We start from the raw sequence: 26049 nt of genomic DNA, 5'->3' as shown, positions 1-26049 counted from the left end.
TTCGCAATCAGGAACCCGCCCATGTCCCGCCAGATCATCCAGACCGACAAGGCGCCGGCCGCGATCGGCCCCTATTCGCAGGCCGTGCGCGCCGGCGACACCGTGTACCTCTCCGGCCAGATTCCGCTCGATCCGAGCACCGGCCTGCTGGTGGAAGGCGACATCACCGCGCAGGCGCGTCGTTCGTTCGAGAACCTCAAGGCCGTGTGCGAAGCCGCCGGCGGCTCGCTCGGCGACATCGTGCGCCTGGGTCTGTATCTCACGGACCTCGACAACTTCGCCGCGGTGAACGCTGTGATGAGCGAGTTCTTCCAGGCGCCGTATCCGGCGCGCTCCACCGTCGAAGTGTCCGGCCTGCCGCGCGGCGCGCGCTTCGAGGTCGATGCGGTGATGGTGCTGGACTGATCGACCGCGTTTCGCAGCCCGGTATGCGGAGCGCATCCGGGCTGCAGTTGCATCAGTGGCGGAACGTCCGCCACGCCCACAGGCCGAGCACCGCAAACGCGATCGCCCAGATCGCCACGATCACCACGGCCATGCCGCGGCTCACCGGCCGTTCCGCCGCTGCTGCCGCTTTCGCCTGCGAATCGGCGATGACCCCGGCCGGCACCATCCGCAACACCAGCCACACGCCAAGCGGCACGAGGATGACGTCGTCGAGGTAGCCCAGCACCGGGATGAAGTCGGGGATCAGGTCGATCGGACTCAGCGCGTACGCCGCGACGGCGAGCGCGAGCAGGCGCGGAAACCACGGGGTGCGTGGATCGCGCGCCGCGAACCAGACGACGAGCGTCTGCCGCTTCAAGCCGCGAGCCCAATTGCGCAAGCGCGACATGCGTTCGATCAGCCGCCGCCAGGCGTTGCGTGTTCGACGGCGTTAGCCTCCTGCTTCTCGCCCGCGCGCATCTCGCGAGGCGCGACGCCGGTCCAGCGCTTGAACGCACGTCGGAACTCGCGCGCGTCCTTGAATCCCACCGCCGCGCCGACGTGCGCAATGCTCAGCCGTGCGTCGGCCAGCAATGCGCGCGCCGATTCGCTGCGCACGCGGTCGTGCAGTTCGCTGAAGCTGGTGTGCGCCGCGTGCAGCTGGCGGCGCAGCGTGCGTTCGGTCAGATGCAGTTCCGCGGCGATCTGCACCTCGCGCGGGTTGTCGGCGATGCGCTGGCGCAGCAGGCGCTCGACCACCGCCACGATCTCGCTGCGCGGCTGCCCGGCGGGCATCTGCTCCTCGCACAGCGCGATGATCTGCTGCGCGCTGGCGCTGTTGTTCGCCGGCATCGCCGCCTGCAGCCAGCGCGGATCGATCACCACGCGGTTGCGCGGCGCGTCGAAGCGCACCTCGCAGGCGAACACATGCACGTAATCGGCCGCATACGACGGCGCGGGATACGTCAGCTCGAGCACGCGCGGGCGGAACTCCGCGCCGAGCAGGCCACGGCACAGCATCAGCGAACTGGCGAACAGTTCCTCGCACAGGAACGGCTCCAGTTCCGGCTCCGACGACTGCATGCGTGCGACCACGCCCATCGCGCCGTCGTCGTACTCGTCCAGTTCCAGTTCCATCATCGCGCCGGTGATCGGCGCGTACCGGATGCCAAGCTGCATCGCCTGCGCGAACTGCGGCGCGGTCAGCATCGCAAGACCCAGCAGGCCGAAATGCCCGATGCCCTGTCGCTGACCGAGCACCAGCCCGGGCCCGTGCACCGGCAGGCTGCGCACGGCGCGGCGGATGATCTGGCACGCCTGGCGATAGGAGAGGTAGACCGGCGCCTCGCCGTCGAACGCGGCCGGACCGAGCCGCAATCCCGAGAACCACTGGTCGCAGGCGACGCCATGCTCGCGCGCCATCGCGACCAGCCCGGCGACGATGCCGCTCTTGATCGTGGCGTTGTTCAATCGGGGATCGTCGCGGTGCTGGCTCGGCATACGCTGGCGTAGCTTGTCCGGTTTTCCCCCCTGAGTATGCCGGCTTTGCCCTCCACCGGGATCGCCGGAAGGTCACAGACTCCCGAAGGGGCCGGGGAGGGGCCACGCCGCAGGGTCGGCGTGGCCTGTTTTCGGCGGGGACATTCGCGACGGGCAGTCCGTCGCAGGACAGGACTGGAGTCGGATGAAGCGCATCGTGCTCGGCGTGGCGGTCACCATGGGACTGGCGGCACTGGCCGCCTGCCAGCAGCAACAGCCGGCCGCGCCCGCGGCCAGTCCGGACTTCCAGAAGGTGCTGATCGAGCGCCTGCTCGACGCCAAGCCCGGCGACGTCATCGACATTCCCGCCGGCCGCCACGCATTCGACCGCAGCCTGACGCTGCGCGTGAACGGCGTGACGATCCGCGGCCAGGGCATGGACAAGACCATCCTGAGCTTCAAGGACCAGAAGGCCGGCGCCGAAGGGCTGCTGGTCAACGCCGGCGATTTCACGCTGGAAAACCTCGCCATCGAGGACAGCAAGGGCGACGGCCTGAAGATCAACGAAGGCGACAACATCACCATCCGCGGCGTGCGCGTGGAATGGACGGGCGGGCCGAAGACGACCAACGGCGCGTACGGCATCTATCCGGTGCAGACCACCAACGTGCTCATCGAGGATTCGGTCGCGATCGGCGCATCGGACGCGGGCATCTACGTCGGCCAGTCGAAGAACGTCGTCGTGCGCCGCAACCGCGCCGAGCGCAACGTCGCCGGCATCGAGATCGAGAACACCATCGGCGCCGACGTCTACGAGAACATCGCGACGCAGAACACCGGCGGCATTCTTGTCTTCAACATGCCGAACCTGCCGCAGCCGGGCCACACGACGCGCGTCTACAACAACAAGGTTTTCGAGAACAACACCGACAACTTCGCCGCGAAGGGCGCGGCGGTCGCGAGCGTGCCCGCCGGCTCGGGCGTGGTCATCAATTCCAACGACAAGGTCGAGATCTTCGACAACGACATCGCCGACAACCAGACGGCAAACGTCATCGTGTCGAGCTATTTCTCCACCGGCTACATGACCGACAAGGGCGTGGCGAAGAGCTTCGATCCGTATCCGGAAGAGATCGCCATCCACGGCAACCGCTTCAAGGGTGGCGGCGACAAGCCCGACGGCTTCGACCTGAAAGCGTTGAAGGTGGCGATGTTCGGCCTCAACGGCCGCCTGCCCGACGTGCTGTGGGACGGCTACGTCAACGCGCAGCGCGCCGGCGGCGCGCGGGTCTGCATCGACAACGGCCAGGCGCAGACGCTCAACGCCGACGGTCCGAACAAGTACAAGAACCCGAGCGTGGTCACCGACAAGGTGCGCTGCACGCTGCCGCCGCTGCCGGTGGTGACGCTTCCGACGAAGGCCGCGGCGACGACCGCGAAGGCGGCTCCGTCGGCATGAAGCAGTTCGTGATCCACGCGGCCGTGCTGGTGGCCGCGATGTTCGTCGGCGGTTGCCAGCGTAGCGAAGCGCCGGTGCTGTTCCACCCGCAGGGCCAGCCGCAGACGCTGGGCGAATGGCATGTGCTGTCCTCCGACGGAAAGCAGTTGAAGCTCAACCACGGCGTCGAACCGTATGCGCTGAACAGCGCGCTGTTCAGCGATTACGCGCACAAGCTGCGCACGATCTGGATGCCGGAAGGCAGGAAAGCGAAGTACAGCGCGAACGACGCGTTCGATTTCCCGGTCGGCACCATCATCAGCAAGACGTTCTACTACCCGCGCGGACAGGACGGCGCGGTGCTGCGCGTGGCCGAGCAGAAGGACGAATCGGCGAACGGGCTCGATTTGTCGAAAGTGCGCCTGATCGAAACGCGGCTGCTCGTGCGTCGCGAGACGGGCTGGGTCGCGCTGCCGTACGTGTGGAACGAAGAGCAGACCGAAGCGACGCTCGCGCGCGCCGGCGACGTCGTGCCGCTGACGATGCACAAGCCCGACGGCAGCGCGAAGACCTCGTTCGCCTACATGGTGCCCGACGAGAACCAGTGCGCCGGCTGCCATTCGACCAACAACACCACGCGCGAACTGCATCCGATCGGACCGAAGGCGCGGCATCTCAATCGCGACGATCCGTGGCACGACGGCCAGAACCAGCTCGCGCGCATGGTCTCGCTCGGACGGCTCGAAGGCCTGCCGGCGACGGGCGTTCCGCACAACGCGCGTTTCGACGATGCGAGCGCGTCGATCGAAAGTCGCGCGCGTGCGTATCTCGACGTGAACTGCGGTCATTGCCATAGCCAGGTCGGCCCGGCCGACACCTCGGGCCTGTGGCTCGACGCCGGTACTGACGAGGCGCGCCGTCTGGGCCTGTGCAAGCCGCCGGTCGCGGCGGGGCAGGGCACGGGCGACCACCTGTTCGACATCGTGCCCGGCAAACCGGACGAGTCGATCCTGATCTATCGCATGAGCAGTCTGGATCCCGGCGCGATGATGCCCGAGGTCGGGCGCGCCACCGTGCACGAGGAAGGCGTGGCCGTGGTGCGCGACTGGATCGCCGCTTGGCTGGGCAACTGCACCAGCGATGGCGCGCATGTCGCGATGAGGTAAGGTGCTTTCGTCGCGCGGAACAGGGGCGCGCGACGCGGCACTGCAGCAACGAAGTGAGCCGCAACAAAAACTAGAAAGCCATTGGGAGGGGAGTTCCGATGTCGCCACGCAAGAGCAGGCTCGCGGTCGGTCTAGGCCGCGCGCTCTTTGGATGTTTCGCCGTCGCGGCCTCGCCGCTGGCATTCGCGCAAGCCGCGTCCACCACGACGGACGCCACGCAGCTGGACACGATCACCGTTACCGCGCAGAGCCGCGAGCAGGAACTGCTCGACGTGCCGATCGCGTTGCAGGTCGTCACCGAACAGCTGATCGATGACGTCGCCGCCGAAGACCTCGGCGACATCGACAGCTTCGTGCCCGGATTGCGCGTCAACAGCCTCCAGCCGACGCAGCCGAGCTTCCAGCTGCGCGGCATCGAGACCGACGACTTCGGCATCGGCACCGATCCGGCCGTCGGCGTGTACGTCGATGGCGTGTACGCCGGACGCGGCGGTGGCGTGCTGCTGCCGTTCACCGACGTGCAGCGCATCGAAGTGCTGAAGGGCCCGCAGGGCACGCTGTTCGGACGCAACACCGCGGCCGGTGCGATCTCGATCATCACGCACCGTCCCGACACCGACGGCAACCACGCGCGCGGCAAGCTGCGCCTGGGCAACGACAACAAGACCTACTTCGAAGGTATGGCGAACATCGCCGTGAGCGATACGTCGGCCTTCCGCTTCAACGGCATCTTCAACCACAGCGACGGCTGGATACGCGACGCGGACACAGGCGAGGACCTCGCGCCGGAAGACAACTGGGCCACGCGCTCCGCGTTCCAGACGCGCTTCGGCGACAACACGCGCGCATGGATTTCGTGGGACCACGAAAGCCTCGACCAGCGCGGCCAGGCGACCACGAGCGTCGTGCCGATCCCGGCACTGCCCGCATTGCCGACGGCGCCGGCGGATCCGGATTCGTTCCTGGATCCGGAACGCCAGCCGTACAGGACCGACGCGCCGGATGCGGAAACGCGCACGTTCGATGGCGTGACGCTGATCGTCGACCACAACTTCGGCGGCTTCAGCCTGACCTCGACGAGCGCGTGGCACGACTACGATTCGCTCAACCGCGTCGAGGAAGACGGCACGAACCTGAGCTACCTCTACGTCGATTCGACGAACACCGAGAGCAACACGAACTTCTACCAGGAGTTCAAGTTCAACGGATCGACCGACCGCATCGACTGGGTCGCGGGCCTGAGCTACTTCCAGGAAGACGCCGACCAGACCAGCGAAGTCAACGCGCTGACCGATTCGGTGGACACCATCGCCAACAACCTCGGCCTCGCGCCGGGTGGCCTGTACGGTCCGCTGACGATGGCGGCGAACATGTTCGGGATTCCGGTGGATCTCACCGGCCTGCCGTGGAACGAGAAGTTCGTGAACTCGCTCGACACGAAGGCATACGCTGCGTTCGGCGACGTGATCTGGCATGTCAACGACAAGACCAACCTCACCGTCGGCCTGCGCTACACGCGCGACGAGAAGGACTTCACCTGGTTCAACGACCTGCGCAGCGCGCCGGAACTCGACGCGCAGCTGGCGTTGCTCGACCGCATCGGTTTCCTCGATGCGGCCGGCATTCCGCTGGAAATGCTGGTGTTCGACATCGCCTTCATCGATCCGCCGGCGGTGGCGAACAAGGGCGTGCTCAATCGCGCCAAGAAGTCGTGGGACGACTGGAGCCCGCGCTTCGTCGTCGACTACCACTTCAACGACAACCTGATGGGCTTCGCATCGCTCGCCAAGGGCTACAAGGCCGGCGGCTTCAACGCGCTGCAGATCGGCAGCGAGTTCGAGAACGAGGACGTCTGGAACTTCGAGACGGGCATCAAGCACGCGCTGCCGGACTATCGCCTCGCGTACAACGTGTCGGCGTTCTACTACGTCTACGACAACCGCCAGGCCGTCACGCTGGACATGACGACCGACATCCCGCGTTTCCTGGTGAACACGTCCGATCAGGAGGCGTACGGCGTCGACTTCGACCTGCGCTGGCAGGCCACCGACGGACTCGGCTTCGACTTCAACGCCGAATACCTGGATTCGACCTTCAAGACGTACGTGAACCCGCAGGGCCTGGACCTCGGCGGCCAGCCGACCGGCGCGCCGGAATGGTCCTTCGCCGCGGGCGCGAACTACGTGTGGCGTCTGGCCGACGCCGGCGACGTGCGTGCTTCGGCGCGTTACTCGTACGTCGGCAAGTGCCGCACGAATGACGAGTCCGTGTCGGTGCTGGGCTGCGGCCGCTTCGGTCAGGCCGAGGCGGGCGAGGCGCAGGAAATCCTCGACGCGCGCATCGGCTGGACGTCGGCCACGGGGCACTGGGGCGTTGCGGTCTACGGCAACAACCTGCTCGACAACCAGTACGTGAACTCGTTCGGCACCTACGGCATGACCGTGCTGGGCACCGTCGGCGCGCGCATGACCCAGCCGCGCACCTACGGCGTGGAGCTGACGGCGAACTTCTGATCGCACCAGGCAACCCCCCTCTCCCGCACGCGGGAGAGGGGCGGGGTGAGGGGCTTCCGACACGGCGCCGCCCACTTTCCCTCTTTCTACCGACGCGCCTTTCGCGGCATCCTTTCCCGATGCCGATTCGCAAGGGCGGGGCGTCCGTCGATCTTCAACAGCAGCCGATCAGCGCCCTGAAGGGCGTCGGGCCGCGCGTGGCCGAGAAGCTCGCCGCACGCGGGCTCGCCACGCTGCAGGACCTCTGGCTGCAACTGCCGCGCCAGTACGAGGACCGCACCGCGCTGACGCCGATCCGCCTGTTGCAGCCGGGCGTGGCGGTGCAGGTGGAAGGGCGCGTGGAAGCGGTCGAACGCGGATTCCGCTATCGCCCGATGCTGCGCGTGGCCCTCGGCGACGATTCCCACGGCACGCTGGTGCTGCGCTTCTTCCATTTCCGCGCCGCGCAGGTGGCGCAGTTCCAGGTCGGCGCGCGCGTGCGCTGCTACGGCACGCCGCGGCCGGGCCAGCACGGGCTGGAGATCGTCCATCCGAGCTATCGGATGATCGACGAGGCCGGCGACGACGCGCTGGGCACCAGCCTGGATCCGGTGTATCCGGCGATCGAGGGCCTCGGGCCGGTGTCGCTGCGGCGCCTGATCGGCCAGGCGCTCGATCGCCTGCCCGACGAGGACGCGCTGGAACTCCTTCCGCGCGAGCTGCGCGACGGTTCGAACCTGCCTTCGCTGCGCGAAGCGCTGCTGACGGTGCATCGGCCGCCGCAGGATGCCGACGTCGCCGCGCTGCTCGCGGGGCGTCATCCGGCGCAGCGCCGGCTCGCGATCGAGGAACTGCTCGCGCACCACCTGAGCCTGCGTCGCCAGCGCATCGCACAGCAGGCACACGCCGCGCCGGTGCTGGACCGGATCGCGCTGGCCGACACGTTGCGCAAGCGGCTGCCCTTCGCGCTCACCGGCGCGCAGCAGCGCGTGTTCGAACAGATCCGCCAGGACCTCGCGCAGCCGCACCCGATGCTGCGCCTGGTGCAGGGCGATGTCGGCAGCGGCAAGACGGTCGTCGCCGCACTCGCCGCGATGTGCGCGGTGGAAGCCGGCCGGCAGGCCGCGTTGATGGCGCCGACGGAACTACTCGCCGAGCAGCACCTCAACAACCTGCGCGGCTGGCTCGAACCGCTCGGCATTCGCGTCGCGTGGCTCGCCGGCAAGGTCACCGGCAAGGCGCGCGCGAAGGTCCTGGAAGAGGTCGCTTCGGGCGAGGCGCAGGTCGTCGTCGGCACGCACGCGCTGATGCAGGAAGGCGTGGCCTTCCATGACCTCGCGCTGGCGATCGTCGACGAACAGCACCGCTTCGGCGTGCACCAGCGCCTGGCGCTGCGCGACAAGGGCAGCGGTGGCAGCGGCAATGGCGATGCGATCGTCCCGCACCAGCTCGTCATGACCGCGACACCTATCCCGCGCACGCTCGCGATGGCCGCGTACGCCGACCTCGACGTTTCCGCCATCGACGAACTCCCGCCCGGCCGCACGCCGGTGCAGACGGTCGCGCTGAGCGCCGAGCGCCGGCCCGAACTCGTCGAGCGCATCCGCAAGGCCTGCGCCGAAGGGCGGCAGGCGTACTGGGTGTGCACCCTGATCGACGACAGCGACGAGGTGGTCGCGCAAGCCGCGCAGTCCACCTACGAGGATCTGTGCAAGCGCCTGCCTGAAGTGCGCGTCGGCCTGGTCCACGGCCGCATGAAGGCCGCCGACAAGCAGGCCACGATGCGCGCATTCAAGGACGGCGAGATCGGCCTGCTCGTGGCGACGACGGTGATCGAAGTCGGCGTCGACGTGCCCAACGCGTCGCTGATGATCATCGAGAACGCCGAGCGCCTGGGTCTCGCGCAGCTGCACCAGCTGCGCGGGCGCGTGGGGCGGGGCAGCGCGGCGTCGAGCTGCGTGTTGCTCTACCAGGCGCCGCTGTCGCAGATGGCGCGCCAGCGCCTGGAGACGATGCGCGAGACCAACGACGGCTTCGTCATCGCCGAGAAGGACCTGGAACTGCGCGGGCCCGGCGAACTGCTCGGCACCCGCCAGACTGGCCTGGCGCAGTTCCGCGTGGCCGATCTCGCCCGCGACGCCGACCTGCTCCCGCAGGTGCACGAGATGGGCGAAAAGCTGCTGCACGACTCGCCGGAACTGGCCGAGCGGATCGTTGCGCGCTGGGTCGGCGGCGCCGTCCGCTTCGCCTCCGCGTGAGTCGCCGCCGCCCGCCGAAACCGCTGCGTGAAGGCCGAACCTGCAGCCCGCGGCTCGAAACGGGCATCATGAACGCCCGTCGTAGCCTTCGAACCCGCCGATCGTGATCCCCGCTCCAACCGAACATCCCGTCGGACGGCACGGCTCGCAGCCGTTCATCGCCGCCGACGTCGGCGGCACCCATGCGCGGCTGGGGCTGGTCCACGTGCGACCCGGCGGCAAGGTCGACGTGCTGGCTTACCACCGCTACGTCTGCGCCGAATTCCCCTCGCTCGCCGCCATCGTCGACGACTTCGCGAAAACCCAGGGCGCCGAGCGCACGCATGTCGTGGTCGCCATCGCGGGCAGGCTCGAAGGCGACACGCTGATCAACGCCAACCTGCAGTGGCCGGTCTCGCTGGAGCGCACGCGCCGCGAGGCCGGCATCGCCTACTTCGCGCTGCTCAACGATTTCGAGGCCGTGGCCTGCGCAATGCCCTACATCGACGTGGCCGCGATGACGCGCGTCTGCGGCCCGGTCCAGGCCGGCGACGGGCCCGCGCTCGTGCTCGGTCCGGGCACCGGGTTCGGTGCGTCGCTGTGCCTGCCGCGCACGCTCCAGCAGGGCGTGCCGCTGCGCGTGCTGGCGAGCGAGGCCGGGCACGCGTCGCTCGCCGTCGGTACGCCGCGCGAGATCGCGCTGCTCACGCGCCTGCTCCAGCGCTGGCCGCACGTGGACAACGAACGCGTCCTGTCCGGCCCGGGCCTGGTGAACACCTACACCGCGCTGTGCGAACTCGACGGCGTGACGCCGAAGCTCGACACGCCCGAGGCCATCGCGGCGGCCGCGCAGGCCGATGGCGACGCGCAGGCGCGCGAATCGCTGCAGTTGTTCTGCAGCCTGCTCGGCAGCCTCGCGGGCGATCTCGCGGTGACGTTCGGTGCGGATGCGGTTTACCTCGCCGGCGGCATTCCCGCGCAGATCCGCCCGTTCCTGCTGGAAAGCGACTTCGCCGAGCGCTTCCGCAACAAGGGCGTGCTGGGCGAGGTGCTCGCGCGCGTGCCCGTGTGGCTGGTCGACCACGGCCAGCTTGGCCTTGTCGGCGCCGCCGCCTGGTATTACGAGCGCCATTCCGGCTTCTGACCCGATCGGCCCACTCGGCCCGATCCAACTTTCCGGGAAACCCTGATGGGCAATCGCCGACAGTTCCTGCAGGCCACGATGCTCGCGGCCGGCGCCGCCGTTCTCCCGCGCGTGGAAAGCACACCGGTCGCAGGCGGTGCGCGCGTGGTGTCCACGTGGGACTTCGGTGTCGGAGCGAACGCGGCTGCATGGCCGGTGCTCGCACGCGGCGGCAGCGCGCTGGATGCGGTGGAAGCCGGCGCGCGCTGGGCCGAGGCCGACCTGTGCAACCCCACCGTCGGCCGCTGCGGCAACCCCGATCGCGACGGCGTCCTGACACTCGACGCCAGCATCATGGACGGCGACGGCCGCTGCGGCGCGGTCGCAGCGCTGGAGGACATCGCGCATCCGGTCTCCGTCGCGCGTGCGGTGATGGAGAAGACGCCGCACGTCATGCTCGTCGGCGCGGGTGCGCAGCAGTTCGCCGTCGCGCAGGGATTCCAGAAGACGCCGCTGCTCACCGATTCCGCGCGCGATGCATGGCGCGAATGGCTGAAGACGTCGAAGTACGCGCCGCAGATCAACGCCGAGCGCCAGACGCGGCCCGGCGACAAGACCAACCACGACACGCTCGGCATCCTCGCGCGCGATGCGCAGGGACGGCTGGCCGGCGCATGCACGACCAGCGGCATGGCGTGGAAGCTGCACGGCCGCGTGGGCGACAGCCCGATCATCGGCGCGGGTCTGTACGTCGACAACGAAGTCGGTGCGGCCACGGCCTCGGGCGTCGGCGAGGAGATGATCCGCAATGCCGCGAGCTTCCTCGTCGTCGAACTGATGCGGCAGGGGCGTTCGCCGGCGGACGCGTGCCGCGAAGCCATCGACCGCGTCGTGCGCAAGCGTCCGGAAGCCAGCAAGACGCTGCAGGTGTGCTTCCTTGCGATGAACAAGGACGGCGACGTCGGCGCGTTCGCGCTGCATCGCGGCTTCGTCTATGCCGTGCAGGACGCATCGCCGGGCCCGCACGATCGCCTGCAAGACGCAGCGTCGGTGTACCGGACCGAGCAGAAGTGAGTCCGGTAACGCTGGAAATTGCCGCCAATTCGCTGGCCTCGGCACTGGCCGCGCAGGAAGGCGGCGCCGACCGCGTCGAGCTTTGCGAGAACCTCGGCGAAGGCGGCTGCACGCCGTCGTACGGGACGCTGGCGATGGCGCGCGAACGCCTGCGCATCCCCCTGTACGTGCTGATCCGTCCGCGCGCGGGCGACTTCCGCTTCGACGCGCTCGAACGCGACACGATGCTGCGCGATATCGAACTGTGCGTGCGCCTCGGCTGCGACGGCGTGGTGATCGGCGCGCTCGACGCCGACGGCGATGTCGATGTCGCACTGTGCCGGGACCTTATCGACGCGGCGCGTCCGCTCGGCGTGACGTTCCATCGCGCGATCGACGTCGCAAGCGATCCGCAGGCGGCGCTGGAGGCGGCGATCGCGTTGGGTTGCGAGCGCGTGCTGACGTCGGGCGCGCATGCCACTGCGATGGAGGGCGCGGACGTCATCGCGGCGCTTGTGCAGGGTGCTGTCGGGCGCATCGCCGTGATGGCCGGAGCGGGTGTCACGCCGGAAAACGTGCGCGATCTCGTGCAGCGCACTGGCGTTCGCGAGGTGCATGCCTCGGCGAAAACGCTGGTCGAATCAACCCTGGCGCTACCGCGCCGGCTTCCCGGACTGGAAGCGCAGCGATGGCAGACGGGCGCAGCGGTCGTGCGTGCGCTCCGGCAAGCGCTGGAATCGTGAAAAGCGCTCGACACGTGTCGCGGTGATAATCGGCCGATGAACAAGATCCCTCTCCTGATCGATACCGACCCCGGCGTGGACGACGCGCTGGCCCTGTTGATGGCGTTCAACGACCCGCGTCATGAGGTCGTCGGCCTCACCATCGCCGCGGGCAACGTCGGCCTGAAGCACACCGTCGCCAACGCGCTGAAGCTCTGCGAAGTCGCGGGCATCGAGGCACCGGTGTTCGCCGGCTGCCCGGGCCCGCTGCTGCATCCGGCGCCCGACGCGGGCTATGTGCACGGCGAGGACGGCTTCGGCGACGTCGGCTACGAGGCCGCGCAGCGCGCTGCGGAACGCGAGCACGCCGCGCAGGCCATCCTGCGGCTCTCGCACGAGCATGCCGGCAAGCTGCTGCTGGTCGCGCTCGGTCCGCTGACCAACGTCGCGCTCGCGCTCAAGCTCGATCCGACGTTGCCCGAACGGGTCGCCCGCATCGTGGTGATGGGCGGCGCGGTGACCGGCCACGGCAACATCACGCCGGCTGCGGAGTTCAACGTGTACTTCGACCCGGAGGCGGCGCACATCGTCTTCGAAGCGTTCCCGCAGATCGACCTGGCCGACTGGGAAGGCACCATCGCGCACGGCCTGCTGCACGACCACGTGGTCGAGTGGCTCGCCGCCGATTCGCCGCGTGCGCGTTTTTACGAGCGCATTTCGAAAAAGACGCGCGAATGGTCCGCCGACCGCCGCGGCGACTACTGGCATTCGGCCGACGCGCTGGCGATGGCGTACGCGCTGGAGCCGGACGGCGCGACGGAGCTGGTCGATCGCCCGGTCGTGGTCGAGCTGGGCCACGGCCACGCGCGCGGCATGACCGTGGTCGACTGGAACCGCCAGAACGGCCTGCCGGACCGTTTCCGGATCCTCATGCGCTACGACCAGGCCCGGTTCGAGGGGCTGATCCGGGCGGCGCTGGCGGCGGGTTGAAATCCGCCTCCGTAGCGACTTGCGCGAGGGTAGGGGCGGCCGCTATACTGCCGCGCTTTCCCCGAATGAATTGGTGAGTGCCATGAAGGCCGGCATCCATCCCGACTACCGCGACGTCGTTTTCCAGGACGTCACCACCGATTACCAGTTCCTGACGCGTTCGACCCTTGGCAGCAAGGAGACGATCAAGTGGGAAGACGGTAACGAGTACCCGCTGATCAAGGTCGATATCAGCTCGGCTTCGCATCCGTTCTACACGGGCAAGCACAAGATCGTCGACACCAGCGGTCGCGTCGACAAGTTCCGCAAGCGTTACGCGCAGAAGTAATCCGCGGTCCGCGCTTTCGAGCGCGACCCACGGGACTTCGCACGACGACTCGCCGGCCTCGCGGTTGCCCGCGGCGTCCCGGATTGCGACGAAGCTTCGCGCAGAAATCAGCCGACGGCTGCCGAGAGGTGGCCGTCGGTTTTTTCGTGTCCGCACGAGTGCGGCGTCGGATTTGCGAGACCGGTCCCGTCGCAAGTCGTCTGAGGGCGTCGGGCCGGGCGGCCGTCCAAATTCCCGGGCGCTGCAGCCAGTGCGCCGAAGGGAGGGCGGCCAGGACGACGGGTGGTCGGCCATCAATGAGCGCCCATGCCCTGCGTCCCCACTGGCCGAGGGGCGCGCGCTTTTTCGCCATCTGGCCGCTTCCTGCGCCCATTCCCTCGTAACGGACGGGAACCCGCCGGGATGCGCCCGAGCGTGGCCTGCCACCAAAGTCCGAGTCAGCGCTCGAAGGGCGTTGTGCGATAATTCACGGATCGCGGCGCCGATCTGTGCCGTGACCCCCGTCCCCCGCTCCGTGCCGTGTTTCCCGGCGGCATGCAGACTTGAGGAGTGTTTCGTGTCCGATTCCAACAAATCCGGCTTCGATCAGGTCTCCCTGACCGCCGGCGACAAGACCGTGACCCTGCCGGTCCATCATCCCGTCCTCGGCCAGCCGTGCATCGACATCGCGAAGCTGCCCAAGGAAACCGGCGCCTTCACCTACGACAACGGCTTCACGGCCACCGCCAGCTGCAAGTCGGCCGTCACCTACATCGACGGCGATGCCGGCGTGCTGCTGTATCGCGGCTACCCGATCGAGCAGCTCGCCGAGAAGTCGAGCTTCCTCGAAGTCGCGTACCTGCTGATGAACGGCGAACTGCCGAGCAAGGGCGAGTTCGATTCGTTCGAACACGAGGTCACGCATCACACGATGATGCATGAGGCCTTCCGCACGTTCCTCTACGGCTTCCGCCACGACGCGCATCCGATGGCGATGCTGGTGGGCATGCTCGGCTCGATGGCGAGCTTCTACCACAACGATCTCGACCTCGAGGATCCGGAACAGCGCCGCCTGGCCGCGATCCGCCTGATCGCGAAGGTGCCGACGATCGCCGCCGCCTGCCATCGTTATTCGATCGGCTGGCCGATGCGCTATCCGAAGAACAACCTCGAATACACCACGCGCTTCCTGCACATGATGAAGGAAGTGCCGAGCGAGCCGCTCGAGCTCAACCCGGTCGCCGCCAAGGCGCTGGACCTGCTCTTCATCCTGCACGCCGACCACGAGCAGAACGCGTCGACCTCGACCGTGCGCCTTGTCGGTTCCACCGGCGCCAACCCGTATGCGTGCGTCGCCGCCGGCGTCGCCGCGCTGTGGGGCCCGGCGCATGGCGGTGCGAACGAAGCCGTGCTGAAGATGCTGGAAGAGATCGGCCGTCCGGAGAATGTCGGTTCCGCCGTCGCCAAGGCGAAGGACAAGGAATCGGGCTTCCGCCTGATGGGCTTCGGCCACCGCGTCTACAAGAACTTCGACCCGCGCGCCAAGATCATCCGCGAGATGACGCACAAGGTGCTCGGCGAGCTCGGCATCAACGATCCGCTGCTCGAAGTGGCGATGAAGCTGGAAGAGGCCGCGCTGAAGGACGAGTACTTCGTGCAGCGCAAGCTCTACCCGAACGTCGACTTCTACTCCGGCATCATCTACAAGGCGCTGGGTATTCCGGTGGAAATGTTCACCGTGATGTTCGCCATCGCGCGGACCGCCGGCTGGGTCTCGCACTGGCTGGAGCAGCAGAACGATCCGGAAAACAAGATCGGCCGCCCGCGCCAGATCTACATCGGCTCGCCGCAGCGCGATTACACCGACTTGGCCAAGCGCTGAGTCCATCGCGCCGGTGGCTCGCGTCACTGCCGAACCCTCGAAGCCGCGGCCACGCCGCGGCTTCGTCGTATTCAAGTGGTCGATCTATGCGCTGCTCGCGGGCGACGTGGTCCTGTACTCGTTGTACGGTCGGCTCACGGAGCTGATCGACACCGCGGCGTGGCTGGTTCTGCTGATGCTGTTCGAGTGGGAGACCGGCGGCTGGCCGCTGCGCGCGCGCTGGATTCCAGTGCTGCATGGCGTGCGCCTGCTGGCTAGCGTCGCCGTGGTGATTGCCGTGGTGGGCTACGCGCTCGAACGCGTGTGGCTGGATTTCTTCAACGAAATGACGTGGCTCGGCGTGGTCGCGCTGCTCGAGCTCGAAGTGCGCCTGCCGCCAGGAGCCGTGCGACTGCATCGCATGCGTCGCGCGATCGCCGCGGCGCTGTATGTCGCGCTGGTCGGCTTCCTGCTCAACTGGGCGGCGATGGGTTTTGGCGACGAAAACCCGCGGGCGGCGTGGCTCGACACGTGGGACGCGTTGCTGTGGCTGGTGGCGTTCGTGGTGATCGAACTCAACGTGTTCGGCGCGCGTGATGCGGGCGCGCGGCCACGCAGGGCGCGACTGGCGAACGCGCCGCGCTGAGCGCCGGGCGTTCCGGTTCCGTCAGGCCCCCGTGTAACCCTCGATCTCTTCCTCGGCCAGCATCTGGCGAAGCTGCGCCGCGCTGGCGCGCTTCATCGGCTTCTCGTCCAGATTCGACAACGGCGCCTGGCGCAGGCCGTCGAGCGGCAATACCGTCAGATCGAACGCAATTTCTTCGGCACTGAACACCCACACCGGCACGTCGGCGATGCGTTCGCGATCCAGTCGCACGCGACGGCTGCGCGATTCGGCTGGAATGCCGTGCTGTTCGAGGAAGCGCGGCGGCGCATCGGGGTCGTCGCTGAACAGATGGAGCGCGACCGGGCTGTGTGTATCGGCCGTGCCGTCGAGCACCGATCCGACCAGCCGCGGCTGGAACGCCTGGAAGAATTCCATCGCGCGCAGTGCGGCTTCGCGACGCTGGCGCAACGCGGGCACGTTCTCGCGCTGGAACAGGCGCTGGTATTCGCGCAACGCGTCCTCGATCTCGCGATTCCGCGGCAGCGAAGCGTCGTCGAAGATGCCGAGTCGTTCAGCGGCCTTGAGCTTGGCCTGGTGATAGTCGCGAATGCCGCCCTCGGCCATCAGCCGCGCGGCTTCGTGGGCGAGGCGATGCCGACGTTCGCGTGTGCGGGTGAGCGCATGCTGGTGGGCGTGCTGTCGAGCGTGGGGCATGAGGACCTCCGCGGCTGGCACGACGTGGCGGAATTCGCCGCGGCCGACAGCGCCGGCATGGCGAAGCTAGCATGTTTCCTGGCGCACGCACGTTACCTTCGCTGGCGTGTCGGTTTCGTGGACGCGCTCGCCCGAGGATGAACGCAGCCCATCCGTGACGCGACGCCCAAAAAGAAAACGCCGGGACATGCCCGGCGTTCTCATGCGTATCGACGCCGGCGATCAGAAGATGTCGAACGCTTCTTCCGTCGGCGCGGTTTCCTGCGGACCGTAGTCGACGTAGCTCTGCATGCGGTCGAGGTCTTCAGCCTTCACCCATTCGATGATGCCGCCTTCGCCGCCCGGGATCAGCGCGCCGTTGCCGGCGACCGACACCTTGACCATGCCTTCCGGCGGATCGTTCAACGCCAGCGGCTGGTCCTTCAGCGCCACGCGCATGTAGTCGATCCAGATCGGCAGCGCGGCCTTGCCGCCGTATTCGCGATAGCCGAGCGACTTGTAGTTGTCGCGGCCCACCCAGACGGTGGTGACGTACGGGCCGCCCACGCCGGAGAACCACGCGTCGCGGTGATCATTGGTCGAACCGGTCTTGCCGCCGACGTCGTCGCGTTCGAGCACCTTCGCCGGCGTGCCCGTGCCGCGCTTGACCACGTCGCGCAGCATCGAAACGATCTGGTAGGCGATGCGGCCGTCGATCGCGCGCGGCGCGAGCACCATGTTGCTGGTGTCGATGACCGGCTTCTTCGGTTCGTCCTTCGGCGCTTCGGGCGTCGCGGCGGGCGCGGCGGAACCGGCGGGCCCGAGGTTGAAACCATCGACGACCGTGGTGTTCTGCACTGCGCGGCCGACGGTGCCGGGCACGCCGCATTCCGGGCAGGCGACGGCGGGCTTTTCCTTGAACACCACCGCGCCTTCGCGATCCTTCACTTCATCGATGAACCACGGCGTGATGCGGAAGCCGCCGTTGGCGAACACCGCGAAGCCGCGCGCGACCGACAGCGGCGTGAGCGACGCGGTGCCCAGCGACATCGACAGGTTCGGCGGCAGTTCGGCTTCGTCGAAACCGAAGTGGCTGATGTACTTGCGCGCGTAGTCCACGCCGATGGCGTCGAGCAGGCGCACCGAGACGAGGTTGCGCGACTGCACCATGGCCTCGCGCAGGCGCATCGGGCCGGCGAAGTTGCCGCTGTCGTTCTGCGGACGCCAGATGTGGCCGCGGCGATCCTTGAAGACCACCGGTGCGTCGAGCACGACGGACGCCGGATTGAAGCCACGCTCGAACGAAGCCGCGTAGACGAACGGCTTGAAACTCGAACCCGGCTGGCGGCGCGCCTGCGTGGCGCGGTTGAACTTCGCGCCGGCGAAGCTGTAACCGCCGGAAAGCGCGCGCAACGCACCGTTGGCCGGTTCCAGCGACACCAGCGCGGCCTGCGCCTGCGGCACCTGGTCGAGGCGCCAGCGTGCCGGCGGCGGTACCTCGCCCGGCTTCACCTCGGCGGTGGATTCGATGCGGCTCACGCGCACGAGATCGCCACGCTTGACCAGGCTGGCCGGCGCGCGATCGCCGAAGCCCTGGCCATTGCCGAGTTCGATCTGCGTGCCATCGCCGAGCACCAGCTGCACCTGGCTGCCGCTCACGCCGGTGACGATGGCGGGCATCAGCGCCGCCTGCGGGGCGATGTTGCGAAGGCGTGCACGAACCGCGGCGACGTCCTCGTTCGGTGCGAGGTCGAAATGCTGCTCCACGCCGTGCCAGCCATGGCGGCGGTCGTAGACGTGCAGGCCATCGCGCACGGCCTTGTCGGCCGACGCCTGCAGCACCGGGTCGATGGTCGTGGTGACGTGGTAGCCCTTGGTCAGCGCCTCGTTGCCGAAGCGGGCGACCATCTCCTGGCGGACCATCTCGGCCACGTAGGGCGCGTACACCTCGACGGGGCGCTCGTGCGGCGTGGCGTGCATCGGCACGGCCTTCGCCTGCGCCGCTTCGGCTGCGCTCACGAACTTCAGCTCGACCATGCGATCGAGGATGTAGTCGCGGCGCACCTTCGCGCGCTCGGGATTGGTCAGCGGATTGCCGCTGGACGGAAACTTCGGAATGCCCGCGAGCGAGGCCATCTCGTCGAGCGAAAGCTCATTGAGCTTCTTGCCGTAATAGAACTCCGCCGCGGCCGCGACGCCGTAGGCGCGGTTGCCGAAGAAGCTCTTGTTCAAGTACAGCTCGAAGATCTCGTCCTTGCTCAGCTCGCGCTCCATGCGCATCGCCGTGAGCATCTCGGCGAGCTTGCGCGTGTAGCTGTATTCGTTGCTGAGGAAGAACTGGCGCGCGACCTGCTGGGTGATGGTCGAACCACCCGGCACGCGCTTCGCATCGGTCGTGGCGATGAGCCACACCGCGCGCGCGACGCCCTTGAAGTCGACGCCGTGGTGCTTGTAGAAGCGCGCGTCCTCGATGGCGAGGAAGGCCTGCTTCTGGCGCTCCGGGACGTCCTGGATCGACACCGGGTAGCGGCGCGTCTCGCCGAACAGCGCCATCAGGCGTCCGTCCTTCGCGTAGACGTACATCGGCTCCTGCATCTCGACCGCGCGCAGGGTTTCCACGTCGGGCAGCTTGGGGGCCACGAGGTAGTACAGGGTGCCCAGCGCGATGGCGCCAAGCAGGGCCAGGCCGGCCAGCGCGAACAGCGCCCAGCGCAGCAGGCGACGTATACGGGGCATCAAGCAGATTCCGATTGCGGGTGTAGTGGGCGTGGAGTATAGAGGAGCAGGGAAGGGGGTTTTTTGAGCGCAAGCACACCGGCCAAACGCCCGGGCCGCAAGGCTGGGCGGGCACGGGGACCCAGGGGTGGGTCGACCCGGCCGGAGGGCGCCGCGAGGGGTTGGAAAGTGACGCAGTAAGGCAATTCGGAAGGAAAAGGTTGCCAGCCTGTGCAAACTTGGTTATTTAAAGCAGGGTCACACAAGGCGCACGTAAGCGCCTGTGGCAAGGGGAAAATATCGTGGGGATCGTCACAAAAAGCCAGCCGGCGGTCGTCGGCGTGGATATCAGTTCGACTGCCGTAAAGCTGTTGCAGCTCTCCAAGGCCGGCAATCGCTATCGCGTCGAGCATTACGCGGTCGAGCCGCTGCCGCCCAACGCCGTCGTCGAGAAGAGCATCGTCGAGGTCGAGGCCGTCGGCGAGGCGATCCGTCGCGCCGTCGCGCGTTCGGGCACTCGTGCCAAGCACGCTGCCGCCGCGGTCGCAGGTTCGTCGGTCATCACCAAGGTCATCCCGATGCCGGGCGACCTGGATGAGGACGACCTTGAGTCGCAGGTCGAGCTGGAGGCGGTGAACTACGTCCCGTATCCGATCGAAGAGGTCAACCACGATTTCGAAGTGCTGGGCCCGATGCCCGGCAGCCCGGACATGCTGCAGGTGCTGCTTGCGGCGTCGCGTTCGGAGAACGTCGAAGTGCGCGCCTCGGCGCTGGAGATCGGCGGCCTCACCCCGAAGGTGATGGACGTGGAGGCCTTCGCGCTCGAGAACGCCTTCGCGCTGGTCGCCGACCAGCTCGGCGGTCCGCGCGACGGCCTCATCGCACTGGTCGATTCCGGCGCGACGATGACCACGCTCAACGTCCTGCGCAACGGTCGCAGCCTGTATGCGCGCGAGCAGGTCTTCGGTGGCAAGCAGCTCACCGACGAAGTGATGCGCCGCTACGGCCTGAGCTACGAGGAAGCCGGCCTGGCCAAGCGCCAGGGTGGTCTTCCGGAGAGCTACGAAGCCGAAGTGCTGGAGCCCTTCAAGGAGGCGATGGTCCAGCAGATCAGCCGCCTGCTGCAGTTCTTCTACGCAGGCAGCGAATTCAACCGCGTCGACCAGATTGTCCTGGCCGGCGGTTGCGCGTCCATCGCCGGCATCGCCGAGATGGTCGAGGAACAGCTCGGCGTGCCGACCACCATCGCCAACCCGCTGGCGCACATGACGCTCGGCCCGCGCGTGCAGGCGCATGCGCTGGCGCAGGACGCCCCGGCCCTGATGATCGCCTGCGGCCTGGCCCTGAGGAGCTTCGACTGATGGCACGCATCAACCTCCTCCCGTGGCGCGAAGAGCGCCGCAAGCAGCGGCAGAAGGAAACCGGGCTGATGCTCGGCGCGGCGGCCATCGGCGCGCTGCTCCTGTCGTTCGTGATCGTCAGCTACTACAACGGCCAGATCGACGGCCAGAACGAGCGCAATGCGTTCGTCCAGAGCCAGATCGACGACGTCAAGAAGAAGAACGAGGAAATCAAGGTCCTCGAAGAGAAGAAGGCCAAGCTGCTCGCACGCAAGGAAGTGATCGAGAAGCTGCAGGCCAACCGCTCGCAGATGGTGCACCTGTTCGATTCGCTGGTGCGCACGATCCCCGACGGTGCGGTGTTGACCTCGATCAAGCAGGACAGCGAGACGCTGACGCTGGAAGGTCGTGCGCAGTCCAACGCCCGCGTCAGTACCTACATGCGCAACCTCGAAGGCTCGGGCTGGATGACCAGTCCGGACCTGTCGATCATCGAGGCGAAGGGCGCCGACAAGGGCCTGCCGTACGAGTTCAAGCTGAAGGTCAAGCTCGCCAACCCCAACGCGCCGAAGGACGAGGACGGCGACGGCGTGCCGGATGCGCCGGCGGCACAGATTGCCCAGTCGGGTGACGCCGCCGCGACTGCGGGTGCCGCGCCGGCCGCGACCCCGGCAGCCACCGCCCCGGCTGTCCCGGCCGGGTCCGCCGCCCAGCCTGCTGCCGCTCCGGCCGCAACGCCTGCCACTGCGCCCTCGGCGCCGACTGCCACGCCGGCCCAGGGAGCGGCGTCATGAGCAAGAAGAAACCCATCAAGCTCAATGAGCTGGACTTCAATAACATCGGTGGCTGGCCGCAGCAGGCGAAGATCGGTCTTTGCGGCGTGATCGTCGTGGTGATCGTCGGCCTGGCCTGGTACCTGTTCGTCAGCGACAAGCGCGACAAGCTCGAAGATCTCGAGCGCAAGGAAGTGACCCTACGCGGCGAGTTCGAAACCGAGCAGGGCAAGGCCGCGAACCTGGAGCCGCTCAAGCAGCAGCTTGCACAGATGGAACAGCAGCTGCAGCAGATGCTGCGCCAGCTGCCCAGCAAGACCGAGATGCCCGACCTGATCGTCGACATCTCGCAGACGGCGCTGGCCACCGGCATCACCAACGAGCTGTTCCAGCCGGGTGCCGAGGAGCCGAAGGAGTTCTACGCGGAGAAGCCGATCATGCTTCGCATGGTGGGCAGCTACCACCAGTTCGGCGGTTTCGTCAGTGGCGTCGCCTCGCTGCCGCGCGTGGTCATCATGACCATGCACGACATCTCGCTGAAGCCGCGCGGCAAGGAAGGCGTGATCACGCCCAACAGCCCGCTGGAACTGGCCGGCACGGTGAAGACCTACCGCTACCTGGACGAAGAGGAAGTCCAGGAGCAGGAAGCCGAGGCCAATGCCGCGAACGGCAAGTCGACCGAGAAGAAGAAGGGCGGCAAGAAGAGCGGCACCAAGGAGGCGACCTGACATGCGCGCACAACTGATTGAACGCGCCGCCCCGCTGCGTGCCCTGACGGCGATTGCCCTGGTGCTTGGCTTGGCCGCGTGTTCGCGCGGCATCACCAGCACGCCGGGCGAAGCGCCGAACCTCGAGAAGTGGGTCGCGGAAGTCAAGGCGCGTCCGGCGCCGCCGCTGGATCCGCTCCCGGTGATGCAGCAGTTCGAAACATTCGAATACAACGCCTACGCCTTGCGTGATCCGTTCAGCACGGCCTTCACCGACGAAGGTGGCGGCAATGGCCCGCGTCCGGATGCCGGCCGCCGCAAGCAGACGCTGGAGCAGTTCCCGCTCGACAGCCTCGACATGGTTGGCACGCTCGGCAAGGGGAACGGCGTGATCGCGCTGGTGATGGCACCGGACAAGGTGACCTACCGCGTGACGCCGGGGAACTACATGGGGCAAAGCGACGGTCGCGTGACCGGCGTGTTCGAAGACCGCATCGAGCTGGTGGAACTGGTGCCGGATGGCGCGGGTGGATGGTTGGAGCGTCCGGCCACGGTCGCGCTTGAAGATCAATGATTCTTGGGGGAATGCACGATGACCGTTTTTGAACCGGGTAGCTTCAGCGCGCGCGCTGATCGTCGCCCCCTGCTGCGTAGCGGGTCCATTGGCCTGCTGATCGGCGCGATCGCCGCCGTCAGCGCCGTCCATGCCGCAACGCCGGCACCGGCTGCGCCGACGGCCGTCGCGCCGCCGGCCAGCCTGGATCCGTCCAAGCAGCTGCCGGGCACCGTCGAGGTGTCCAACATCGACTTCAAGCGCGGCAGCGACGGTTCCGGCCGCCTGGTCGTGAAGTTCAGCGGCGATGGCGCCGCGCCTGACCTGCGCAACCAGGGCCAGAGCGTCGTGGTGAACGTCGGCAACGCCAAGCTGCCCGACTCGCTGCGCAAGCCGCTCAACGTGGTCGATTTCGCCACACCGGTGCAGCGCATCGACGCGCGCAACAGCGGCGCGGGCACGCAGCTCGTGCTCGACATGAGCGGCAACTTCGAGTCGATGGCGTACCAGACCGGTCGCGAATACATCGTCGAGATCGTGCCGCGTACGGGTGCCGCCACCGGTCGCGCCGTTGGCCAGTCGACGACGGGCAAGGCTCCGGCCACCGGAGCGCGCAGCTACAGCGGCCGTCCGGTGACGTTTAACTTCCAGGACGTGCCGGTTCGCACCGTGCTGCAGCTGATCGCCGAAGAGTCCGGCCTGAACATCGTGGCCGCCGACACGGTGTCGGGCAACGTCACCCTGCGCCTGATGAACGTTCCGTGGGACCAGGCGCTGGACATCGTCCTGCAGGCCAAGGGCCTGGACAAGCGTCGCAGCGGCAACGTCGTTTGGGTCGCCCCGCAGGCGGAGATCGCCAAGTACGAGCAGGACAAGGAAGACGCCCGCATCGCGCTGGACAATCGCGTCGACCTGACGACGGAATACATCCAGATCAACTACCACAATGCTGCGCAGATCTTTAAAGCGCTGACCGAAGCGAAGGGCATCGGCGGCAGCAGCGGTGGTCAGGGCGGTGGTGGCTCGAACAACGACAGCGGTTTCCTCTCGCCGCGCGGTCGCCTGGTCGCCGACGAGCGAACCAACACGCTCATGATCAGCGACATCCCGAAGAAGGTCGCGGAGATGAAGCAGCTGATCCACGTGATCGACCGTCCGGTCGACCAGGTGCTGATCGAAGGCCGCGTGGTGATCGCGCAGGACACCTTTGCACGTGAACTCGGCGCGCGCTTCGGTATCGCCGGCACGAAGGACGGCAAGTACTTCTTCAACGACACGATCGAGAACAACGACGCAACGCGCGGCTCGCTGGCGGAAGCCAACCAGTCGGGCGAGCTGCCGACCTTGTTCAAGGGCCCGATGAGCAACCTGGGCGTGCTGAACCCGGCCGGTTCGGTGGCGCTGCAGATCCTCAATGCCGGCTACGCGCTGGACATCGAACTGTCGGCGATGCAGGAAGAAGGTCGCGGCGAAGTGATCTCCAACCCGCGCCTGGTGACCAGCAACCAGCGTGAAGCGGTGATCCGCCAAGGCCAGGAAGTGGGCTACGTGACGATCTCGCCGAGCTCGGGTAGCACGACGATCCCGATCCCCAACGTGCAGTTCAAGGACGTGCTGCTGGAGCTGAAGGTCACCCCGACCATCACCCACGACGGCCGCGTGTTCCTGAACATGAACGTCAAGAAGGACGAGGTCGAAGGCTACGTCGACACGTCGATCGGCCAGGTGCCGACCATCGCCAAGCGCGAGGTCAACACCGCGGTGCTCGTCGAGGACGGTCAGACCGTCGTCATCGGCGGTGTCTACGAGTTCCGTGATCGCAGCGACATCTCGAAGGTGCCGTTCCTGGGCGATATCCCCTTCCTGGGCAACCTGTTCAAGAAGAAGGGTCGCAGCAAGGACAAGGCCGAACTGCTGATCATGGTCACCCCGAAGGTGATGAAGGTCGAGCAGCGCGGGTGAGCGCACGCGCTGCGGACCACTGGTCCGCGCGTGCGCGAACGCCCGGCCATGGATGGTCGGGCCGGGCGATCCGAAGCTCGCAACACATCGCCATGGATGGCAGCAGTAGCTACAGCAATCGGTGTTACGCGGCAACGCCGCGTGGGCCCGACGAGCGCCCGGCCACGGTCGGCCGGGCGATCCTAGGCCAGTCACGCTTCGCCCTGGACGGCAGCAGTAGCGCAATAGCATCCGCCGCCACGTGGCAGGCACGCCAAAGGGCCCCTCGGGGCCCTTCTGCTTTTCATTGCTGAATGAATGACGCGATGCGTGAACTGCATCGTCCGTCTTCGGTCAAACTGGCCCGGATTCCCCACCGAGACCGCCATGGACCGCCGCAGCGACGATCTGTCCCGCCTGCACGACGCCTTCCGCGCACTGCGGGATGCCTTATCGGCTGAGATCGTCGGCCAGTCGGCCCTGATCGACCGCCTGCTGATCGCCCTGCTGGCCGACGGCCACCTGCTGGTCGAGGGCGCCCCCGGCCTGGCGAAGACCAGCGCGATCCGCGCCCTCGCATCCCGCCTGGAAGCCGATTTCGCCCGCGTCCAGTTCACGCCCGACCTGCTCCCGGCCGACCTCACCGGCACCGAGGTGTGGCGCCCGCAGGAAGGCCGCTTCGAGTTCCAGCCCGGTCCGATCTTCCATCCGATCCTGCTGGCCGACGAAATCAACCGCGCGCCCGCCAAGGTCCAGTCCGCCCTGCTCGAGGCGATGGGCGAGCGACAGGTCACCGTCGGCCGCGCGACCTACGCGCTCCCGCCGCTGTTCCTGGTGATGGCGACGCAGAACCCGATCGAGCAGGAAGGCACCTTCCCGCTGCCGGAAGCGCAGCTCGACCGCTTCCTGATGTACGTGCGCATCGGGTATCCGCAGGCCGCCGCCGAGACCGAAATCCTCCGGCTCGCCCGCGAGCGCGCACGCCAGGCCACGCAGCAGGTGGCCGCCGCGGTCGAACGCATGCCGATGGACGACGTCTTCGCCGCGCGCAACGCCGTGCTCGACCTGCACCTGGCGCCCGCGGTCGAACGCTACCTGATCGAACTGGTGCTCGCCTCGCGCGATGCCGCGCGCTACGACGCGACGCTCGCACGCCGCATCGCCTGGGGCGCCAGCCCACGCGGCTCGATCGCACTGGAACGCTGCGCGCGTGCACACGCGTGGCTCGCCGGGCGCGATTTCGTCACGCCAGACGACGTGCGCGCCGTCGCGCCCGACGTGCTGCGCCATCGCATCCTCCCCAGCTACGAAGCCACGGCCGAAGGCTGGGATGGCGAACGCCTGGTCGTCGAGCTGCTCCAGCGCGTCCCGTTGCCGTAAGGCTTCGCGTGACGCGTCGCGCGTCGCTCACTCCAGGTCTGCGCTC

22 protein-coding genes are annotated in these 26049 nt (G+C 67.6%); 18 read left to right on the top strand and 4 right to left on the bottom strand.

Annotated features, from left to right (window positions below):
• The first annotated feature begins 21 nt into the window (after positions 1 to 21).
• Positions 22 to 405: a RidA family protein gene (locus DX912_RS15965; protein WP_115844085.1), complete on the top strand. Its 384-nt coding sequence runs from the start codon at positions 22 to 24 to the stop codon at positions 403 to 405.
• A 52-nt stretch (positions 406 to 457) separates the two neighbouring features.
• Here DX912_RS15965 and DX912_RS15960 read toward each other — a convergent pair whose 3' ends face one another.
• Positions 458 to 835, bottom strand: a complete 378-nt coding sequence (locus DX912_RS15960) for a YkvA family protein (protein WP_115844082.1) — start codon at positions 833 to 835, stop codon at positions 458 to 460.
• 8 nt (positions 836 to 843) lie between these two features.
• Entirely contained in the window at positions 844 to 1896 is a 1053-nt protein-coding gene (locus tag DX912_RS15955; RefSeq protein WP_181902865.1) for an AraC family transcriptional regulator, read from the bottom strand.
• 214 nt (positions 1897 to 2110) lie between these two features.
• Here DX912_RS15955 and DX912_RS15950 point away from each other — a divergent pair, with 214 nt between their 5' ends.
• The 11 genes from DX912_RS15950 to DX912_RS15900 all read left to right on the top strand — a co-directional run bounded on the left by DX912_RS15950 (position 2111) and on the right by DX912_RS15900 (position 15940).
• Entirely contained in the window at positions 2111 to 3364 is a 1254-nt protein-coding gene (locus DX912_RS15950; protein ID WP_115844078.1) for a parallel beta-helix domain-containing protein, read from the top strand.
• A complete protein-coding gene (locus DX912_RS15945) occupies positions 3361 to 4509 on the top strand; it encodes an SO2930 family diheme c-type cytochrome (RefSeq protein ID WP_115844075.1) in 1149 nt (382 codons plus the stop codon). The genes DX912_RS15950 and DX912_RS15945 overlap by 4 nt, the downstream gene beginning before the upstream one ends.
• Before the next feature lie 98 nt (positions 4510 to 4607).
• Positions 4608 to 7022, top strand: a complete 2415-nt coding sequence (locus tag DX912_RS15940; RefSeq protein ID WP_115844073.1) for a TonB-dependent receptor — start codon at positions 4608 to 4610, stop codon at positions 7020 to 7022.
• Positions 7023 to 7141: 119 nt separating this feature from the next.
• Positions 7142 to 9259, top strand: coding sequence for an ATP-dependent DNA helicase RecG (gene recG, locus DX912_RS15935; RefSeq protein ID WP_115844071.1), 2118 nt, complete (start codon positions 7142 to 7144; stop codon positions 9257 to 9259).
• Between the two features lie 103 nt (positions 9260 to 9362).
• The gene (locus tag DX912_RS15930; protein ID WP_233433621.1) at positions 9363 to 10382 is read left to right on the top strand and encodes a glucokinase; all 1020 of its coding nucleotides are present in this window, start codon (positions 9363 to 9365) and stop codon (positions 10380 to 10382) included.
• Between the two features lie 45 nt (positions 10383 to 10427).
• On the top strand, positions 10428 to 11435 hold the full coding sequence (locus DX912_RS15925) for a glycosylasparaginase (RefSeq protein ID WP_115844069.1): 1008 nt from the start codon (positions 10428 to 10430) through the stop codon (positions 11433 to 11435).
• On the top strand, positions 11432 to 12157 hold the full coding sequence (locus DX912_RS15920; RefSeq protein WP_115844067.1) for a copper homeostasis protein CutC: 726 nt from the start codon (positions 11432 to 11434) through the stop codon (positions 12155 to 12157). The genes DX912_RS15925 and DX912_RS15920 overlap by 4 nt, the downstream gene beginning before the upstream one ends.
• A 36-nt stretch (positions 12158 to 12193) precedes the next feature.
• Positions 12194 to 13126 (top strand): nucleoside hydrolase, encoded by a 933-nt coding sequence (locus DX912_RS15915; RefSeq protein ID WP_115844066.1) that lies wholly within the window; start codon positions 12194 to 12196, stop codon positions 13124 to 13126.
• 82 nt (positions 13127 to 13208) lie between these two features.
• Positions 13209 to 13454, top strand: coding sequence for a type B 50S ribosomal protein L31 (locus DX912_RS15910; protein ID WP_115844063.1), 246 nt, complete (start codon positions 13209 to 13211; stop codon positions 13452 to 13454).
• A 556-nt stretch (positions 13455 to 14010) separates the two neighbouring features.
• Positions 14011 to 15315 (top strand): citrate synthase, encoded by a 1305-nt coding sequence (locus DX912_RS15905; RefSeq protein ID WP_115844061.1) that lies wholly within the window; start codon positions 14011 to 14013, stop codon positions 15313 to 15315.
• A gap of 13 nt (positions 15316 to 15328) precedes the next feature.
• Positions 15329 to 15940 carry a hypothetical protein gene (locus DX912_RS15900; RefSeq protein ID WP_115844059.1) on the top strand — a complete coding sequence of 204 codons (612 nt, stop codon included), beginning with the start codon at positions 15329 to 15331 and terminating at the stop codon, positions 15938 to 15940.
• 21 nt (positions 15941 to 15961) lie between these two features.
• Here DX912_RS15900 and DX912_RS15895 read toward each other — a convergent pair whose 3' ends face one another.
• The gene (locus tag DX912_RS15895) at positions 15962 to 16615 is read right to left on the bottom strand and encodes a hypothetical protein (protein ID WP_115844057.1); all 654 of its coding nucleotides are present in this window, start codon (positions 16613 to 16615) and stop codon (positions 15962 to 15964) included.
• Between the two features lie 222 nt (positions 16616 to 16837).
• Positions 16838 to 19330 (bottom strand): penicillin-binding protein 1A, encoded by a 2493-nt coding sequence (locus DX912_RS15890; protein ID WP_115844055.1) that lies wholly within the window; start codon positions 19328 to 19330, stop codon positions 16838 to 16840.
• Between the two features lie 281 nt (positions 19331 to 19611).
• Here DX912_RS15890 and DX912_RS15885 point away from each other — a divergent pair, with 281 nt between their 5' ends.
• From DX912_RS15885 to DX912_RS15860, 6 genes are all read left to right on the top strand, one after another.
• Positions 19612 to 20670, top strand: a complete 1059-nt coding sequence (locus DX912_RS15885) for a pilus assembly protein PilM (protein WP_115844053.1) — start codon at positions 19612 to 19614, stop codon at positions 20668 to 20670.
• Positions 20670 to 21443: a PilN domain-containing protein gene (locus DX912_RS15880; RefSeq protein WP_115844051.1), complete on the top strand. Its 774-nt coding sequence runs from the start codon at positions 20670 to 20672 to the stop codon at positions 21441 to 21443. Before DX912_RS15885 ends, DX912_RS15880 begins: the two co-directional genes overlap by 1 nt.
• Entirely contained in the window at positions 21440 to 22150 is a 711-nt protein-coding gene (locus DX912_RS15875; RefSeq protein ID WP_115844048.1) for a type IV pilus inner membrane component PilO, read from the top strand. Before DX912_RS15880 ends, DX912_RS15875 begins: the two co-directional genes overlap by 4 nt.
• Before the next feature lies 1 nt (position 22151).
• Positions 22152 to 22703 (top strand): pilus assembly protein PilP, encoded by a 552-nt coding sequence (locus tag DX912_RS15870; RefSeq protein ID WP_115844046.1) that lies wholly within the window; start codon positions 22152 to 22154, stop codon positions 22701 to 22703.
• 18 nt (positions 22704 to 22721) lie between these two features.
• Positions 22722 to 24644: a type IV pilus secretin PilQ gene (locus tag DX912_RS15865; RefSeq protein ID WP_115844044.1), complete on the top strand. Its 1923-nt coding sequence runs from the start codon at positions 22722 to 22724 to the stop codon at positions 24642 to 24644.
• A gap of 366 nt (positions 24645 to 25010) precedes the next feature.
• On the top strand, positions 25011 to 26003 hold the full coding sequence (locus DX912_RS15860) for an AAA family ATPase (protein WP_115844042.1): 993 nt from the start codon (positions 25011 to 25013) through the stop codon (positions 26001 to 26003).
• Positions 26004 to 26049: the final 46 nt, after the last annotated feature.

Origin of the sequence: Lysobacter soli (assembly GCF_003382285.1) — a bacterium.
In the GTDB taxonomy this organism is placed as follows: domain Bacteria; phylum Pseudomonadota; class Gammaproteobacteria; order Xanthomonadales; family Xanthomonadaceae; genus Lysobacter_J; species Lysobacter_J soli.
Note: the sequence above shows the minus strand (reverse complement) of the source record. Positions and strands in the feature narration are given on the sequence as shown.